This is a genomic window from Streptomyces sp. IBSBF 2435, assembly GCF_036815005.1.
Taxonomy (GTDB): Bacteria; Actinomycetota; Actinomycetes; order Streptomycetales; family Streptomycetaceae; genus Actinacidiphila.
In genome coordinates, this window is record NZ_JAJSYW010000165.1 from 1 (window position 1) to 16178 (window position 16178).

Here is a 16178-nt window from a genome sequence, read left to right on the forward strand (position 1 = left end):
CCCGCGCCCCCCACCGTCCGCCCGACGCCGAGGACCGCGCCCACAGCGCAGGTCCCGTCGGACGCTCCCGCCACTGCGACCCTGCCGAGCTCCGGCGCGCCGCCGACGGTGCCCACCCCCACCGCCACGGCCGCCGCCCCTGTCTCGCAGTCCGGTGAGCGCCGCCGGGCCTGAACAGGTGAACCGGTAAGCCGCGGCGACCTGGCCGCATGACGGGGCGACGGGGTCCGGACGCCCCCTCGGACACCGGGTGGCGGATGATGGGGGCTGACGGTGGGGCAGCGGATGTGAGGGGCGGCGCAGTGGCGGACAGCGGATCCATCCGGTCGGAGTCGGACCTTCGGCCGGCCGGTGGCGGGCCGGAGAGCGTGGCGGGCGTCGTCCGGCCCGGGGACGAGGCCGTGCCGGGCGCCGCGGCCGCGGGCGGGAGCACGCGTCCCCGGCGGTCGCTGCGCCGGCGGCTGGGCGGGACTGTGGTCCTCCTCGTCCTCGTGATGCTGTTCTTCCTGCCCTGGTGGACGCTGTTCGGCTCCGGCGCCGACTGGCCCTTCCCGGTCTTCCTGGCCGGCACGGTCGTCTTCGCCTGCTGGCTGGTCTCCTTCCCCTTCCTGATGGCCGCGGGCCACGGGCGGCGGCGGGCCGACCGGGCGGCCCGCTTCGCGGACAGCAGCCTCGGGGTGGTCTGGGTGCTGTTCACCTGGTCGGTGCTGGGCGGACTGGCCCACCTCGTACTGATCGGGCTCGACGCCGGCGGCGCCGACCGGGGCAGGGCCATCGCCGGGGCCGTCGCCGCGGTCTCCGCCGTACTGCTGGGCTGGGGACACTACGAGGCCATGCGTGTGCCCCGGGTGAAGCGGCTGGACGTCCATGTCCCGCGGCTCGGCGGCGGTCTGGACGGAACCCGCGTCGTCGTACTGGCCGACACCCATTACGGGCCGATCGACCGGGCCGGCTGGTCGGCGCGGGTCGCCGAGGCGGTCAACGCGCTGGACGCGGACGTCGTGGTCCACGCCGGCGACATCGCCGACGGCACCCCCGCCCAGCGCCGCGAGCAGTCCGCGCCGCTCGGGACGATCAGGTCGCGGCTGGCGAAGGTCTACGTCACGGGGAACCACGAGTATTTCGGCGAGGCCCAGGGCTGGCTGGACCGCATGGCGGAACTGGGCTGGGAACCGCTGCACAACCGCCACGTCGTGGTGGAGCGCGGCGGGGACCACCTCGTCCTGGCGGGCGTGGACGACGTGACCGCGGAGTCCTCGGGCCTGGCCGGGCACCGCGCGAACCTGCTCGGCGCGCTGGCGGGGGCGGACCAGGACCGGCCGGTCCTGCTCGTCGCCCACCAGCCCAAGTACGTCCGGCAGGCCGCTGCCGCCGGCATCGACCTCCAGGTCTCCGGGCACACCCACGGCGGCCAGATCTGGCCGTTCAACTTCCTGGTCCGGATCGACCAGCCGGTGGTGCACGGCCTGAGCCGGCACGGCGGGCGGACGCAGCTCTACACCAGCCGGGGCGCCGGCTTCTGGGGGCCGCCCTTCCGGGTCTTCGCGCCGAGCGAGATCACGCTGCTCACCCTGCGGTCGGGCGGCGGGTAGGCCGCGGCGGGGCGCGCCACCGGCGGACGACGGCCGGCCCGGCCCCGTATCCGGGACCGGGCCGTGGACGTGCCCGGACCAGCGGTTCAGCAGGCGCCGAGGTCCTGCCAGACGCCCCATTCACCGGTGGTTCCGGGCTCCTCGCCCTGCGTCCACCACTTCGCCTTCCAGTTGTGGCCCTTCCAGGAGACCGTGTTGGCGCCGGTGTAGACCTGGGAGGAGATCCAGGAGGCGGCGGTGCAGGTCGTGCCGCCGGACCCGCCGGTGGTGGTGCCGCCCGTGGTCGTCCCGCCGGTCGTGGTGCCGCCGGTGGTCGTACCCCCGGTGGTGGTCCCGCCGGTCGTGGAGCCGCCCGAGCCGCCCGCGTACTTCATGAACGTGTCGGTGAACGCCAGGCTGCTCTGGCTGATCTGGCTGCACGTGGACAGGGAGTTGGCGCCGCCGCCGCACGGCTGGTCGCGGTTGACCGACCAGAACGCGAGGCGCCCGACGCCGTGTTGCGCGGCGAAGTTCTCCACGGTCTGGGCGTCCGCCAGGGTGAAGGTGGAACCGTCGTCGTTCTTGCCGATCATCGGGGTGATCCCGAGGTTGGCGTAGGTGTAGCCGGAGTCGACGGACTGCATCTGCGACAAGGCGGCCTGGGCGGCGGAGACCGAGCCCTGGCCCATCTCGGTGCCGGTGCCCGCGTAGAAGTCCATGGTCATGACGTTGACCACGTCGATCCTGACGCCCGCGTTCTTGGCGGCCTTGAGGATGTTCACACCGTCGTTGGTCAGCCCGCTCGTCAGGACCGGCAGCGTCACCGAGAACTTCAGGCTGGAGTTGGACGCCTTGAGGTCCTTCATCGCCTGCACCTGCCGCGCGATGGCGGCGGTGTCCGCGATCGCGGCGCCTTCGATGTCGAAGTCCAGCTGGCTGACGCCGTAGTCGTTGACGAGGGCCTGGTAACCGGCGTCGATCGAACTCTGGTTGGAGCAGGTCCAGGCCAGCGGCAGCCCGCTCGCACCGCCGGACGAGATGATGAGGGAGGCGCCCTCGGACTTCGCCTTGGCGATCAGCGGGTCGGTGAAGGAGTCGGCGCCGATGGGGAGGGTGTCGCCCCAGATCTGGTTGCAGCCGGAGCCGAGCACGAAGGCCGCCGTGTAGGCCTTGAGCCCGTGTCCGGTGATGGCGGTGTCGAGCAGGCCTTCCTGGCTGTTCGACATGTCGACGTAGGGGGCGACGGAGTAGGCGCTGGTCGCCGCGGCATTGCCGGCGGGGGCAAGGGCGAAGACCGCACCGGCGGTCGCGAGCGTGAGCGCGGTGGCGGAGGCCGCCCATTTCGCAAGGTGCATGGAAGTCCCTCGGGCGTGAAGTGGCGGGGGGAAGCGTGCGTCTCGGGCCTGAGTTGGTACGTACCAAACAGCGCGCGAGCACACCACGTCAAGAGGACTAGACCAACTGAACTGTTTCCTCACCGGACACACACATCGAAGGACCCCGCTGCGACCAGCGGGGTCCTTCGGTCTGCGGGGGTACGGGCGCGGCCGGACGACGGCAGGCCGGCGGCGGCTTACGCGTGCTCCGGCCGCGCCCGGCGGCCCAGTTGGTGAAGCAGATGTACTTCCACGCCCCGTAGGTCGTGGAATTCACCGTGTCGCCGGAGGAGCCGTTGATGTAGGACGAGCGCACCCGGGCGCGGATGCCGGACTGGCCGGGGCGGCCCAGGTCGACGGCCGACTTCCCGCTCGTAGCGCGGAATTCAGTCCTCACATGTCGCAGTCGGGTTATACGCTGACCTCTTGGCCACGCGCCAGCGCCCGCTTCTTGCCGTGCGTCGTCTCATCGGACGGGACCGCGAGCTGAACGTGCTCGGAAGCGCCCTGCGAGCGGTTCAGGATGCCGTCGGGTCGGCGAAGCCCGGTCAGTGCATCCTCATACGCGGACGCAGGCGCGTCGGCAAGTCCAGTCTCGTCGAGGAGTTTCTCCGGCGTACCGGGGCGCCCAACCTGTTCTTCACCGCGCCGGGCGGCACGTCGCAGGACGAGCTGGCGGAGTTGCTCGACGCTGTCGCCAGATCCACCCTCCCGCAGCGCGAGCTGTTCTCCGAGGAGACCCCCGCGCAGCGGAATGCGGCCCTCAGGCTGCTCGCGGAGATCCTTCCGGACGACAGGCCGAGCGTGGTCGTCCTCGACGAGGTTCCCTACCTCATGGACCGCATCGACGCCTTCGGGGGCATGCTCCAGCAGGCCTGGACCGCCTGCTCAGCCGCAAGCCCGTTCTCCTCCTCCTGGTCGGATCGGACCTGTCGATGATGGAGGCGCGGGAGCGGTGAGGTGTCGTCGGGTGCCGGTGCCGGTGCCGGTGCCGGTGCCGACGGCAGGCGGCGCTGATCATTTGCCGCCGGTTCCTCGCGCTTCCCGGCTGGGGCTGATCCGCTCGCCGGAAGACCGGCACGCCATGTCCGCTCCGTACGGTTCGGCGGCCGGTCAGTGCGAGCGGGTGAGGACCGGGCCGGACCAGATGTCGATCACGATCTGGTGGTGGGCCGGGCGTGCCGCCGCCGTGCGGCCCGCGTAGTTGCGGTCGACCTGCGCCGCTTCCGTCGCGTTCGGCTTGGCGGAGGTGCACGCCGTGCCGGGGCCGTGGCCGGACATCAGCTCCGAGCACGGGCCGCTGTAGTGGTCGAGCAGCCCGAGGATGTGTCCGGTCTCGTGCGCCGCGATCCGGGTCTTGTCGTATCCCTCGGTGACCGCTTCCTGGCCCAGCTGCACCTGGCCCCTGCCGCCCGGGAAGATCGGCCCCAGCGTCGTCTGGGGCCAGCCGCTGGTCGCCTTGTAGACGTAGTCGGCCGAGCCCGGCGAACTCGCCGGCTGGAGGTGCACGTTGTGCAGGGCGCTGTTCCAGTTCTGCACGCCTTGCGTGATAGCGGCCGCCCACTGTCCCGCTTGACTGGCGTCGTAGGTCAGGGTGACCACCGCTGCGGTCGCCTTCGGCGCGGACTGCGCCGACGCGACACCGGATGTAGCGCCGAGCATGGCCGGGATCAGCGCCGCCACGGCGACTATTCGCTTGATCATGAGTCTCGTGCACCCCCTCAGCATCATTTGCACTGTGGGCCACAAGAGCACCATGCCGACGACAGGCTCCACAAGTATCCGGCTGCCAAAAGGCTGTGAATGAGGCTCACTCTTGGCGTGAACGGACATGCTGCGACGCCGGGTTGGCGATGCGTGTGCACGAGGACGGTGCGGGTCGCTCCCGGTCCGCGAGGACGGTGCTCGCAGCGCGCCGGATACGCCGGGGACGGCGCCCGCTCTCCTAGGCTCGGTTCGCCCCGCTTTCCCCTCCCGAGCCGCAGGAGACGACCGTATGGCTGATCGAGACGACGAACGGGCGCGCAGGGCCAGGGTGTTCGGTACGGTCGCGCAGGAGTACGCGCGGTTGCGGCCTGCGCCGTGCGCGGCGGCGGTCGACTGGCTCCTGCCCGACGGGTGCCGCCGCGTGCTCGACCTGGCGGCCGGAGCGGGCACCCTGACCACGCTGCTGGCCGAACGGGTTCCCGAGGTGACCGCGGTGGAGCCCGACGAGCGGATGCGGGCCGTCCTCGCGGCACGGTGCCCCGCCGCCACGGTCCTGGACGGCACCGCGGAGGCCCTGCCGCTGCCCGACGGCCGGCTCGACGCGGTGGTCGTCTCCTCCGCCTGGCACTGGTTCGACCCCGCGCGGGCCGTTCCCGAGATCGGACGCGTGCTGCGCCCCGGCGGCCGGCTGAGCGTGGTCTGGAACAGCCTGGACACCACGGTGCCCTGGGTGGCGGAGTGGTACGCCTTCCTCCGGCCCGGCCGGACCGGCGCCGCACGGGAGGAACCCGCGCACCGCCGTACCGCGCGCAGCGCGCAACTGCGAAGCGACCTGAGCGGCCCCGGCTCGCCGTTCGGCGGACCCGGGGAGAGCGCCTTCGCCTGCACCCGGCGCACCACACCGGCTGACGCCGCCGCGCTCCTCGGCATGTACAGCCGCGTCATCATGCTGCCCGCAGAGGAGCGACAGCAGTTGCTGGCCAGGGCCGAGGCGATGCTACGGGAGCGGCTGGGGGTCGCCGGCGACGCGGAAGTCGAGCTGCCGTTCCGCTCGTTGTGCTGGTACACCACACGCTCGGCCGCCGTCTAGAGCACGCGGTGGCGGGGGGCGTCACGGTGAGGCGTCCGGGAGGTAGAGCGCGGCGAGCCGCGGCAGCCGGCGGTGCATCTGTTCGGCGTCGTGGAAGTCGAAGTCGTCACCCATGTCCATCCCGGCGCCGATGTCCGTCGCGGCCGTCTCGCGAGGCAGGGCCTCCCGGTTGTACTGGTCCCAGGCCTCGTGGAAGTCGTCCTCGTCACCGGTGAGCCGCTCGTACGCCCCGGCGGCGGCGTAGTTCACCAACTCGTAGAACAGGACGTAGTCCTCGCCCGCCCGCGCCGCCGCGGCGACGAGGGGGTGCCCGGCGAGGCTGTCGGGGGCGGCGGCGACGCGCTCGTACCACCTGCGCCCTTCGGCGATGACGCCCGCGCGGAAGTCCGTGAAGCTGTCGTCCGAGCAGCCGCCGCCGATGAGGTAGGCCGCCGCCCAGACGTCCCAGCGGTACAGGGCGCCGTGCACTTCGTCGAAGCGCTCCTGGTATTCGAGCACTTCCCGCGTCGAGCGGGCCGCCAGCAGATCGACCAGCGCCTGGTCGAAGGCGCCGCCCTCCGTGCTGCTGCGCGAGCGCGCGGTCTCGATGAGATGCCAGAAGTCGTCTGTCTCCATGACCCGGCACTCTGCCATCCCGGTCCGACAGGCCCGAACACGGCCACTCGCCGCCCGCAGCCTGCATCCCGGGCCGTGCGGGCGGTCCGCAACGTCGCACGATCGGCACCGCAAAAGGGACCGGGGCCGGAATCAGCGGGGATTCAGGCCCCATGTCTGGAGGGCGTAGGGGCGGCCTTTGTCCTCGCCCTTGATCAGGGGCACGTCGAGGGGGGTGAAGCCGGCCTTGGTGGCGACGGCCGCGCTGGCGGTGTTCTCGGGCTCCAGCTCCAGGATGACGTGGTCCGCGCCCAGCTGTTCGAAGGCGTACGCGGCCATCACGCGCACCGCCCGGGCCGCCAGTGCCTGGCCGCGGTGGGCCGGACCGACCGCGTAGCCGAGTTCCGTGCCCTCGGGGGCGCGTCGCAGCATCACCTCACCGAGGGGCGCGCGGCCGTCGACGGTGATGGCGAGCAGGATGGCCGTGCCCTCCGCCCGCAGTTGCCTGGCCCGGTCCAGGCGGGTGCGGGCGGCGGCCTCGTCGAAGGGGGAGACGATCGGTGTCCAGTGCGCGATGTCGGGGTGGTCGAACAGATCCGGCATCGCGGCGAGGTCGGCTTCCGTCCAGTCGCGCAGGACCAGGCCTTCCCCCGTCAGCTCCATCCGCTCGGGAAAGGGCGACGCGGTGCTGCTCATGGTGGGGACCTCCCTGGCCGGTGCGGAATAAGGCAGGGTAACGGGGGTTCCGGGGAGCACCGACGGCCCCCCCGTACGCGGCGGGAGGCGTCTTCAGCCGGCGACGGGGACCTCATGGGGCGTGGGGGAGCGGAGGCTGAAAGCGGTGATCGCGGCGGCCAGCGCGGCTGCCGCCAGGGGGACCAGGAAGCCGGCGCGGCAGACGTCCAGAGGGGACTGCGAGGCTGGGGCGGAGGCCGTGACGGCGGTCACCGCGGACAGGCCGAGGGCGGCGCCGAACCACATCGATCCCTTCGAGGAAGATCGCGCCGCACAGTACGAGCAGGATGCCCCGTTTGCGCGTGTTCGGCCCGCCCGAAGCGATCAAGGCACTCATGACGACAAACTCCTGCCGGAGCTAGGGGTGTTCGGTGCCGCCAGCCTTCGCCCTGTCCAGCGCCGGAACAACAGCGATCATCGCAACGTTCGGTAAGCCGGGCTTACCCATCCGCCCGCCGCCCGGAGACGTACGTGGACCACAGCGAGCTCGACTGCTTTCTCGTACTCGCCGAAGAACTGCACTTCGGCCGTACCGCCACCCGCCTGCACCTTTCCCGCGCCCGGGTCAGCCAGCTCATCCAGAAGCTGGAACGCCGCGTCGGGGCGCCGCTGTTCACGCGCACCAGCCGGCAGGTGGCGCTCACCGCCCTCGGCGGCCGACTGCGGGACGACCTCGCACCGCACCACCGCGGCATCAGGGACGCCCTGGCGCGGGCCACCGCGTCGGCGCGCGGCATCGACGGGGTCCTGCACATCGGCTTCTCCACCCCCCTGGCCGGCGAGATCGTGATGCGGACGACCGAGCGGCTGCGCGGAAGCCATCCCGAACTCGCCGTCTCCGTATGCGAGGTGCCGCTCGGGTACGGCGTGATGTGGCGGTCCGGCGCCGGCAGCCGGGCGATCGAGCTGTTCGGCCGCGTCGCCCGCGGGATCGCCCGGGACATGGCCCCGGGCGATCCCCGCAGGGCGTCCCCCGGCTGACCCGCCGTTCCGGGCGGGGCCGCCGACGGTCCTGGGCGCACGCCGGGCCCTCGGGCACGTACGCCGGCCGGTGACGGCGGCTTCGGCGGGGACCGGTCCGGCGGTCCCGCACCGCCGGGTGCATGGCGGGGATCACGTGTGTCGGCAGACAAATGGCGCGCGCGGCACGGGACTTGCGGGTTAGTGTTCGGCGGCCGGTCAGCGGGGCCGGCGGGTACGGGCGGCGTCCGCCGCCTCTTTGTTGCGGAGTGACATGACCATACGCAGGTCTCTCGCCACGGTCGCGGCGGCAGCACTCGCTGTCGCGGGCGCCCAACTCGGCATGGCGGCGGCGGCGCACGCCGTCAACCTGGCGAACATCAGCTTCGACGCCGCCTGGGGCAGCGGCCACCAGCCGCAGACGCTGCCGCAGAACTTCGACACCGGGCACTCCTTCCAGATCGACCGCAAGGGCAGCCCCAGCGCAGCGCTGCCCGTGAACGTCCTGCTGGTCTACACCGTGGGCGCCCCGAAACTGGACGGCACCGACGTGCCCGACCTCCCGGCCGGCTTCACCGCCGCGCTCGACCAGGGTTCGTGCACCCCGGCGGCGCAGGCCGCGACGGGCAGCGGCACGGCGGCGTTCCTGTGCGACATGGACGTCGCGGGCCAGGTGCCCTACGCGAGCTTCAACGAGCACATCGGCGCCGACACGCCCGACGGCTCGGTCATCGGCGTCACCGCGACCATCGTCCCGCACAAGGACAACACCCTCGCGAAGATCCAGAAGGCGCAGCGCGCCGGGAAGGTCTTCACGAGCACGACCGATCTCGCCGCCGTCGAGTCGCAGGCACGGGCCGAGCAGGACAGCGTGACGGTCCAGCCCGCCGACTTCACCGCGGGGCAGACGTCCACCCAGAGCATCGCGGTCCACGCGGTCGACAACGGCGTCGTCACGCTGCACACGGCGTCCGCCACTCCCGGGGTGGTGTGGACGGACCCGAGCTCCTCGGGGAACGACGGTGAGCAGAACATCTTCCTCCCGATCGGGCTGAACGCCACCGCGATCGCGGGCAACGGCGGCGCACTGTGCACCCTCGTGCCCGCCGAGTACCAGAACACGTACAACAACTACAGCTCCAGCGGACTCGACGTGGCGCAGTGCGAGGTGACCCCGCAGACCACCTCGATCACCCTCACCTTCGCCGCCTCCGCCACGCTGCCGCAGACGGCGGTCGAACTGTCCGCCGGATACCACGTGTTCGACAACGTCAGGGCTCCCTTCACCAGCTCCACCGGTGACTTCACCGTCCAGCCGGCCGTCTGACCGGTCCTGACACCATCCGTCCGCGGGGCACCGGGTCACCTCCCGGTGCCCCGCACCGGCCTGTGGTGACACCGGCCCGGGCGCCGAGGCCGAAAGGGCGCACCGTCTAGGATCGCCGGTCATGGACTGGCTGGAGCGGGCCGCGAAGCTGAGGCAGTGGAGCGGGAACGGTACGCGCGCCCCGCACAAGCCGCTGCTGCTCCTGTACGCGCTCGGCCGCTTCCAGGCGGACGCCGAGGGCGAGTTGCGGTACAGCGCGGTGGAGTCGGACCTCGCGCGGCTGCTGGCCGAGTACGGTCCGGCCAACAGGACGACGCCCGCGTACCCGTTCCACCACCTGGTCAGCGACGGGGTGTGGGAGGTGCGGACCGACCGCGGGACCGGCAGCCCCGGGACGGGGGTGCTCGCGCTGCGGGCGGATGGCGCGGCGGGCCGGCTCGTACCGGAGTTGAGAACCGCGCTGCGGCGCGAGCCGTCGCTGCTCGGGCGGATGGCGCGGGTGCTGCTCGACCTGCATTTTCCGCCGTCCCTGCACGGGGACTTGTGCGAGGCCGTCGGCCTGGAGCTGGAGCTGGCGGAGACCGGACCGCTGGTGGCCGCGCGGCGGCAGCGGCAGCGGGGCCGGCAGATGCGGGAGGCCGTGCTGATCGCGTACGAGTACCAGTGCGCCTTCTGCGGCTACGACGGGCGGATCGGCCTGGTGCCGGTCGGGCTGGAGGCCGCGCATGTGCGGTGGTGGGCGTTCGACGGGCCGGACGACGTCGACAACGGGCTGTGCCTGTGCGCGCTGCACCACAAGCTCTTCGACAAGGGCGTCCTCGGGATCGGCGACGGCCACCTGATCATGGTGTCGCAGGGCTTCACCGGGCGGAGCGCGGTCGCCCGCGAGCATGTGGTCGCACTCGCGGGGCGCCCGCTGCTCGGCCCGCAGCCCGGCGCGCCCCGGGTCGCGGCGGCCCACCGGTCCTGGCACACCGGGCAGGTCTTCCACGGCGACCCGCGCCCCGCCGCCACGGTGTGACCGCCGACTGCCGACCGCCGTTGCCCGCAACGCGCGCGGCGCTCTACGCGGCCGTGGTGAGCAGCGACAGGATGTGGTCGACCGCGGCCGGCGCCTCGCGGTGCAGGCCGGGCAGGTCCAGGCCCTCGTCGGCCAGGATCACCAGCAGCGCGTGGTCGCCGACCGCCAGCACGACGACGTAGCCGCCGTGCGCGCGGGTGACCACGTCGCGCAGGCCGCCGAGGCCGACCTCCGCCGCGGTGCGGCGGCCGAGGCCGAGGCTCGCGGCGGCGAGCGCGGCCACCGACTCGGGCTGCGCGGTCGCGGTGTCGGCCGCCACGAGCAGGCCGTCCGACGTGGCGATCACCGTCTCGTTGACGCCCATGACGCGTTCACGCAAAGACTTGAGCGAAGCGGTGAGCGCTTCGTGCGGGGCGGAAGTCGTCATGGTGCACTCTCCTCGGGGCGGCCGGTCTCTGTCCCGCTCTGGGCGGCAGACGGTTCTGCGACGGGTGTTTCGGTGGCGGGCGGTTCCGTGGCGGCAGCGGCGTCGCCGGGGCCTTCCCGCGGATCCGCCGCGCCGTCCGCGGGCACGGCGGACGAGGCGAGCAGGGCGGTACGGATCAGGTGCAGCCCGCTGAGCGCGTCCCGCTGGTCCGCGGCGCTTCCCGGCGGGCCCGGAGCAAGCCGCTGCGCCGGCAGGTTGGTGCCCGGGCGGCGCCGGGGCAGCGGGGAGTCGCCGGCGCCGGGCGGGGACGGCTGGTCGGCGGTCCGCGCCGTCAGCAGCGGACGCGACGCGAGCGGATCGGGGTCCCGTGCGACGAATCCGCGGGAGGACAGGCGGGCCAGGTCGAGCATCACCGGGTAGACCCCGCGTCCCAGCGCGAAGGCGAGATCGCGGGGCGTGCGGCGTCCGTTGGCGCCGAGCAGCAGCGTACGGCCGCGGGCGCCGAGCCGGTCCAGATCGGTACGGTTCGCGGGGCGGACCGGGACGCGGGCGAACTCGCCGACCGAGGGCAGCCGTTCGCGCAGCACCCGCAGGCGCGACGCGGTCTCCTCGGTGAGCCGCGCCGGCTCCTGGCCAGGCCAGGCGGCCAGTTCCGGCTCACGGCCGGGCTCGGTGCGCCACCCCGTGACCGGTTGCAGGGCCATCGCGAAGGCGCCGTCGAAGACCGCGGCGGTGCAGACGACGTACAGCTCAGCCGCCGTGATCAGCCCGCGGCCGGTCAGCTCCGCCGCCAGCTCGGCGCCTTCGGCGGTCGCCGTCAGCGCTGCCGCCCAGTCCTGCTCCTCGATCCGCTGCGATTTGAGCAGCAGCGATCGGGCGGAGGGGGCGGCGGGGGACTCGACGGCGCCGACCAGCCCGTCGCGCAGGAAGAGGGTGCCGCCGGGGCCGCCCTCGACCTCGATCGCTCCGGTGAAACGTTCCTCCCGCAGCCGGGAGAGCAGCGAGGGCACATTGCGCGGCTGCCGGCGCTCGGTATCGGCCGTCATGCGAACAGGCCCTCGGCGACCGCCCCGATGCGGCGGGAAGCCAGCGCCAGGTTGGTGTCCGACCGGTCGAGCACGGTCGAGAGCAGCACCGGATCGCCCTGCCGCGCCACGACGTGCACGACGTGGTAGGTCCGGCTGCCGGTCACCACCACGTTCTCCAACTCGCCCTCCGCGCCTGCTTCGTGCAGCCGGTCCTCGATGAGGCTCAGCAGATGCCAGACCTCATGTCCGGTTCCGGCCGCGGCGCAGTCCCCGGACTCGGCATACGTGAATCCGGTCACCGCGTCGACCAGTGCCGCTCCCGACACACCGGCAGCGGAAAGGACTTCGTCGAGCACCGACTCCAGCGCGTCCACCGACATCCCTTCACTTTCCAACACCTGGCAGAGTACTTTAACGCCGAACTCTTTCAACTGCGATCGCGTATGGTGATTCTTCACTCTCGCCGGTCCCGCACCCGTACGAACCGGGTCAGCGGTGGACCAGCCCCGAACCGAGGAAATTCCCGTGAACATTGAGTCGGCGCTCAAAGAAGCGATGTCCGTCGAAGGCGCGATCGGAGTGGCGCTCGTCGACTACGACAGCGGTATGGCGCTCGGTACCCTCGGCGGTGGCAGGGGCCTGGACCTGGAGGTGGCGGCGGCCGGCAACACCGAGGTCGTACGCGCCAAGGTCCGCACGCTGTCGATGCTCGCGATCGACGACGCGATCGAGGACATCCTCATCACCCTGGCCACGCAGTATCACCTGATCCGGCTGCTCAGCAGCAGTCGCGGCTCGCTCTTCCTGTACCTCGCGCTCGACCGGGGCCGGGCCAATCTGGCGCTCGCCCGGCATGTGCTCAAGCAGATAGAGGGCGACCTCCAGGTCTGACCCCGAGGCTGGGTGAGGCGGCGTGCCGAGCGGGGCGGACCGGGCGGCGGCCCGGCGGTTGCCGCGTCGAGCGCTGCTGGGCGCAGCGCAGAAGAGGGCCCAAGCGGCTCCAACACGGCCTGGCCGCGGCGAATATGCGGACGGACCTTGCCCGGGCGTTTTATTGCCCGTCCACTGATAACCCGCTATTTTCCCCGCTCGCCTCACGGAAAACACGCATCACGCTCGTCCCGCGGCCACCAGGGAATTTCCGGGCCTCGATACGGCACGCAGCGTGATAAAGCCATTGCCCTGTGCAATTTCCCTTTTCGCGGGCGGATGAAGCCGGGTCATGACCCTGAGTGCCGATCTCCTTACTCCCGTCGAAATCGGCCCGAACTCCGCCTGACCCGCGCGGAGTTCGGTGATACGCGACGACCGACCGCCCAGCCGGACGGGGCTTGGGAGCCGCCTTCCCCCCTCCGCCGTCCTCCGCCCGCGGCCCCTGTCACGCTGCGGCCGCACCACGGTTCGTGGTGCGGCCATCGGCTGGCGTGTCCCGCCGGGGGATCAGCCCTCGGTCACCTTCAGCGTCAACGGGCCGCCGGGGACGGGGAGTCCGCCGGGGGTGCCGTAGGAGGCGGACCGCCAGCCCGCGTCGGTGATGGTGAAGCCGATGGTGTAGGTGCCTGCCTCGATGCCGTAGGGCCAGTCGAGGTCGATCCGCAACGTGCCGTCCGGGGCCACTCCCGTACCGCCGCTCTCCTGGCCGATCACCGCGCCCGTGCTGTCGTACACGTAGCTCGCCAGCTGGTTGACGGGGGCGGTGCCCTCGGTGACGTGGGCGGTGACATAGATCTGCTGGTCGGTGAACTTGCTCAGCGCGACCGTCGTGATGTTCAGCTTCGCCGAGGACGCGGTCGGCGCGACGGTGTCCGGCACGCTCGTGACGGTCACCTTCGGGTCGGGAGCCGCGTAGTCGGTGCCGTAGAGCGCCAGGCCGCCGGCTCCGTCGTGGACGGCGATGCCGCTGAGCGAGCAACTGGCCGCCGACCCGTTGCGGGACTGGGGCAGTGTCGCGGGCACCGAGTAGACGCCGTTGCCGAGCGCGGTCGGGGTGGTCGACTTCTGGGTGCAGCCCTGAGCCCCGCCGAAGTACACCTCGATCGCGGAGACGCCGCCCTGGGCGCCGGCGACGTTCAGGGACACCTGGAAGGGGGCCGCCCCGCGCCAGGAGTTGAGGGACGCGGGCGTCGTCGTGAAGCCGGAGGCGGTCAGCCGGCTGTTGTCCGTGACGCTCACCGGCGCCAGGTCCAGGCCCGTGAAGTCCTTCGTCTGGCCGGCGTTGTTCGTCAGCGAGACCGACGTGACCGCGTACGTGCCCGCAGGGGCGCCGGCCGGGATGTCCACCAGGGCCAGGCAGGTGGCCTGGTGGATGTCGTGCTGGCAGGGCCAGGCGGTCTGGCCGCCGTCGTTCGTCATCTCGAACGACCCCTTGAGGGTCCTTCCGCCCGGCCCGGTCAGCTGGACGGTGCCCTTCCAGAACCCGGACTGCCAGTCCTGGACGTTGACCCAGTACTGGACGGCGCCGCCGTTCGCGTTGTACGCGTAGTCCGGCCGGCCGCCGAAGTTCGAGTAGATGGACAGGTCGTAGACCGGCGTCACGGTGGAGATCTGCTCGGTGGCGTCCAGGCCGGCGCCGAAGTGCTGGAGGTCGGAGCCGGAGACCAGCATGCGCGCCTGCGTGTCGCTCTCGAAGACGGAGACCGTGCTGACCACCCAGCGGGCGTGCGCGGCGCCGGCGTACTGCGGCACGCCGAAGTCGAACGACCAGGTGGAGCTGGACGCGTCGCCCGAGACGTGGGTGGCGCCGCCGTAGGTGTCCTGCTCGGAGGAGAAGGAGATCACGTAGCTCTGCCCGACGTAGGTGTCGGGCGCGTCGCCCTGCTGGCGGACGACGATCTCGCCGCCGGTCTGGGTGGCCGCGGGATCGGTGTCGGTGACGGTCCACCGCAGCGCCGAGGAGGCGTAGGAGCCGTCCGAGACGTCCACGGAGGTCTTGTCGAAGCCCAGCGAGGTCAGGGCCAGGTGGTCGCTGTCGCTGAAGTACCCGAGGACGTCGGCGACGACGTGGGTGCTGCCGAAGGCGTTGTGGAAATCGACCTTCCCGTCGGCCCCCACCGCCACGAGCACGAGGTTCGGGACGATCTGGTCCTTGACGAAGTTGATGGTGGAGGCGTTGGGCAGCGCCGCCCCGTGCGGGTAGACGGTCAGGTAGCTGCTGGTGGTCGGGTTGGTCACCGTGACGTTGAGGACCACCGCCGAGACGCCGGTGGAGGGGACGCCCGCCGTGTCCGTCACCTTCAGGCCGACGGTGCCGTTCGCGCCCACCGGGGCCTTGGCGCCGCCGGTGCCGGTGCCGTAGCGGGTGTCCAGGACGCGGGTCGGGGCGTCCGTCCGCTGGAGGACGCTGCCGGTCTGCGGCGACCCGGTCAGGTAGTAGCCGGCGAGGTCGGCGATGACGTGCGCGGAGCCGTACGTGTTGTGGAAGTCGACCTTCCCGTCGGCGCCTACCGCGACGGTCACCAGGTTCGAAACCGTCTGCCCCTTCACGTAGTTAAGGTTCGAGGCGTTCGGCAGCGTGCCGCCGTGCGGGTAGACGGTCAGGAAGCTGTTCGACGTCGGCGCGGTCACCGTCACATTGAGGACGACCGCGGAGACCCCCGCCGCGGGCACCGGCGCGACCCCGGCCACGCTCAGGCTCACCGTGCCGCCGGGACCCACCGGCGCCGTGCCCGGGGCCCCGGTGCCGTACCGGGTGTCCAGCAGCCGCTTCGGGGTCTGCGGAAGATACGTTCCGGCAGCCTTGTCCAGCGTGTAGTAGCCGGCGAGGTCGGCGATCACGTCGGTGCGGCCGAAGGCGTTGGAGAAGGCCACCTTGCCGTCGGTGCCGACCGGGACCGTCACGAGGTTCGGCACGGTCTGGCCGGCCGAGAAGTTCAGATTCGACGTCGCCGGGGCCTGCGAGGACCCCGGGTAGACCGCCAGATGGCTCGCCGACGCCGACCCGGTGGCCGTCACATTGAGCACGACCGCGGTCGGCACCACCGACGTGCTGCCCGTGACGCCGGAGACGTCCAGCAGCAGCGGTGCCTGACCGAGCCGGGCCGCCACCCCGTCCGTCCCGGTCCCGTAGCGCGTGTCCAGCAGCCGCTTCGGGGCGGTCGGCACGAAGGCGCCCGCCAGTTCCGGCTGGTCCGGCAGCGCGTTGTGCGCCTTGACCGCCGTCGTCGCGCCCGGCACGTGCGTCGGCCTCCCGGCCGGCGGCGTGTCCGCGGCGGCGCCCGCCGCTCCCGCGACCCCCGGCACCACCAGCGCGACCGCGGCCACCACGACCGGCGCCCAGTCCCGCAACCGCCGCCCTCGGGACGGCATCCTGCTCGGCATTCTTCCCCCCACCTCAACATCCCCC

At 72.2% G+C, this 16178-nt stretch carries 16 protein-coding genes and 1 pseudogene; 7 read left to right on the forward strand and 10 right to left on the reverse strand.

The window, feature by feature from the left end; genetic code table 11:
• The first annotated feature begins 368 nt into the window (after window positions 1–368).
• A complete protein-coding gene (locus V7E46_RS26025; protein ID WP_443054350.1) occupies window positions 369–1592 on the forward strand; it encodes a metallophosphoesterase in 1224 nt (407 codons plus the stop codon).
• Between the two features lie 86 nt (window positions 1593–1678).
• On the opposite strand, the gene V7E46_RS26030 is transcribed toward V7E46_RS26025, so the two are convergent.
• The gene (locus V7E46_RS26030; RefSeq protein ID WP_333770674.1) at window positions 1679–2926 is read right to left on the reverse strand and encodes a chitinase; all 1248 of its coding nucleotides are present in this window, start codon (window positions 2924–2926) and stop codon (window positions 1679–1681) included.
• A 97-nt stretch (window positions 2927–3023) separates the two neighbouring features.
• Window positions 3024–3344: a hypothetical protein gene (locus tag V7E46_RS26035; RefSeq protein WP_333770688.1), complete on the reverse strand. Its 321-nt coding sequence runs from the start codon at window positions 3342–3344 to the stop codon at window positions 3024–3026.
• Between the two features lie 59 nt (window positions 3345–3403).
• Here V7E46_RS26035 and V7E46_RS26040 point away from each other — a divergent pair.
• Window positions 3404–3894 (forward strand): annotated as a pseudogene (locus V7E46_RS26040) (AAA family ATPase); the annotation flags it as partial.
• Between the two features lie 166 nt (window positions 3895–4060).
• Here the strand turns inward: V7E46_RS26040 and V7E46_RS26045 are convergent.
• Window positions 4061–4651: a snapalysin family zinc-dependent metalloprotease gene (locus V7E46_RS26045; RefSeq protein ID WP_333770675.1), complete on the reverse strand. Its 591-nt coding sequence runs from the start codon at window positions 4649–4651 to the stop codon at window positions 4061–4063.
• Window positions 4652–4943: 292 nt separating this feature from the next.
• Between V7E46_RS26045 and V7E46_RS26050 the strand changes: the two genes are divergently transcribed.
• Entirely contained in the window at window positions 4944–5744 is an 801-nt protein-coding gene (locus tag V7E46_RS26050; RefSeq protein ID WP_333770676.1) for a class I SAM-dependent methyltransferase, read from the forward strand.
• A 21-nt stretch (window positions 5745–5765) separates the two neighbouring features.
• Here the strand turns inward: V7E46_RS26050 and V7E46_RS26055 are convergent, their stop codons facing one another.
• The 3 genes from V7E46_RS26055 to V7E46_RS26065 all read right to left on the reverse strand — a co-directional run bounded on the left by V7E46_RS26055 (window position 5766) and on the right by V7E46_RS26065 (window position 7319).
• Complete coding sequence (locus tag V7E46_RS26055) at window positions 5766–6359, reverse strand: DUF4240 domain-containing protein (RefSeq protein WP_333770677.1); 594 nt, start codon at window positions 6357–6359, stop codon at window positions 5766–5768.
• Between the two features lie 132 nt (window positions 6360–6491).
• Window positions 6492–7034: a GNAT family N-acetyltransferase gene (locus V7E46_RS26060; protein ID WP_329177438.1), complete on the reverse strand. Its 543-nt coding sequence runs from the start codon at window positions 7032–7034 to the stop codon at window positions 6492–6494.
• A gap of 93 nt (window positions 7035–7127) precedes the next feature.
• A complete protein-coding gene (locus tag V7E46_RS26065) occupies window positions 7128–7319 on the reverse strand; it encodes a hypothetical protein (protein ID WP_333770678.1) in 192 nt (63 codons plus the stop codon).
• Between the two features lie 225 nt (window positions 7320–7544).
• On the opposite strand from V7E46_RS26065, the gene V7E46_RS26070 reads away from it, so the two are divergent.
• The 3 genes from V7E46_RS26070 (at window position 7545) to V7E46_RS26080 (ending at window position 10381) form a co-directional block, all read left to right on the forward strand.
• The gene (locus V7E46_RS26070) at window positions 7545–8054 is read left to right on the forward strand and encodes a LysR family transcriptional regulator (RefSeq protein WP_333770679.1); all 510 of its coding nucleotides are present in this window, start codon (window positions 7545–7547) and stop codon (window positions 8052–8054) included.
• 253 nt (window positions 8055–8307) lie between these two features.
• A complete protein-coding gene (locus tag V7E46_RS26075) occupies window positions 8308–9360 on the forward strand; it encodes a hypothetical protein (protein WP_333770680.1) in 1053 nt (350 codons plus the stop codon).
• 121 nt (window positions 9361–9481) lie between these two features.
• Window positions 9482–10381, forward strand: coding sequence for a phosphorothioated DNA-binding restriction endonuclease (locus tag V7E46_RS26080; RefSeq protein WP_333770681.1), 900 nt, complete (start codon window positions 9482–9484; stop codon window positions 10379–10381).
• Between the two features lie 43 nt (window positions 10382–10424).
• Here V7E46_RS26080 and V7E46_RS26085 read toward each other — a convergent pair whose 3' ends face one another.
• From V7E46_RS26085 to V7E46_RS26095, 3 genes are read right to left on the reverse strand one after another with little or no spacing between them, the layout of a single operon-like run.
• Window positions 10425–10808, reverse strand: a complete 384-nt coding sequence (locus tag V7E46_RS26085) for a roadblock/LC7 domain-containing protein (RefSeq protein WP_333770682.1) — start codon at window positions 10806–10808, stop codon at window positions 10425–10427.
• Window positions 10805–11854: a hypothetical protein gene (locus tag V7E46_RS26090; RefSeq protein ID WP_333770683.1), complete on the reverse strand. Its 1050-nt coding sequence runs from the start codon at window positions 11852–11854 to the stop codon at window positions 10805–10807. Before V7E46_RS26090 ends, V7E46_RS26085 begins: the two co-directional genes overlap by 4 nt.
• Window positions 11851–12234, reverse strand: a complete 384-nt coding sequence (locus V7E46_RS26095) for a hypothetical protein (protein ID WP_333770684.1) — start codon at window positions 12232–12234, stop codon at window positions 11851–11853. The genes V7E46_RS26090 and V7E46_RS26095 overlap by 4 nt, the downstream gene beginning before the upstream one ends.
• Before the next feature lie 127 nt (window positions 12235–12361).
• Between V7E46_RS26095 and V7E46_RS26100 the strand changes: the two genes are divergently transcribed.
• Complete coding sequence (locus V7E46_RS26100) at window positions 12362–12727, forward strand: hypothetical protein (RefSeq protein WP_333770685.1); 366 nt, start codon at window positions 12362–12364, stop codon at window positions 12725–12727.
• A 549-nt stretch (window positions 12728–13276) separates the two neighbouring features.
• Here V7E46_RS26100 and V7E46_RS26105 read toward each other — a convergent pair.
• The gene (locus V7E46_RS26105) at window positions 13277–16141 is read right to left on the reverse strand and encodes a hypothetical protein (protein WP_333770686.1); all 2865 of its coding nucleotides are present in this window, start codon (window positions 16139–16141) and stop codon (window positions 13277–13279) included.
• Between the last annotated feature and the right edge of the window lie 37 nt (window positions 16142–16178).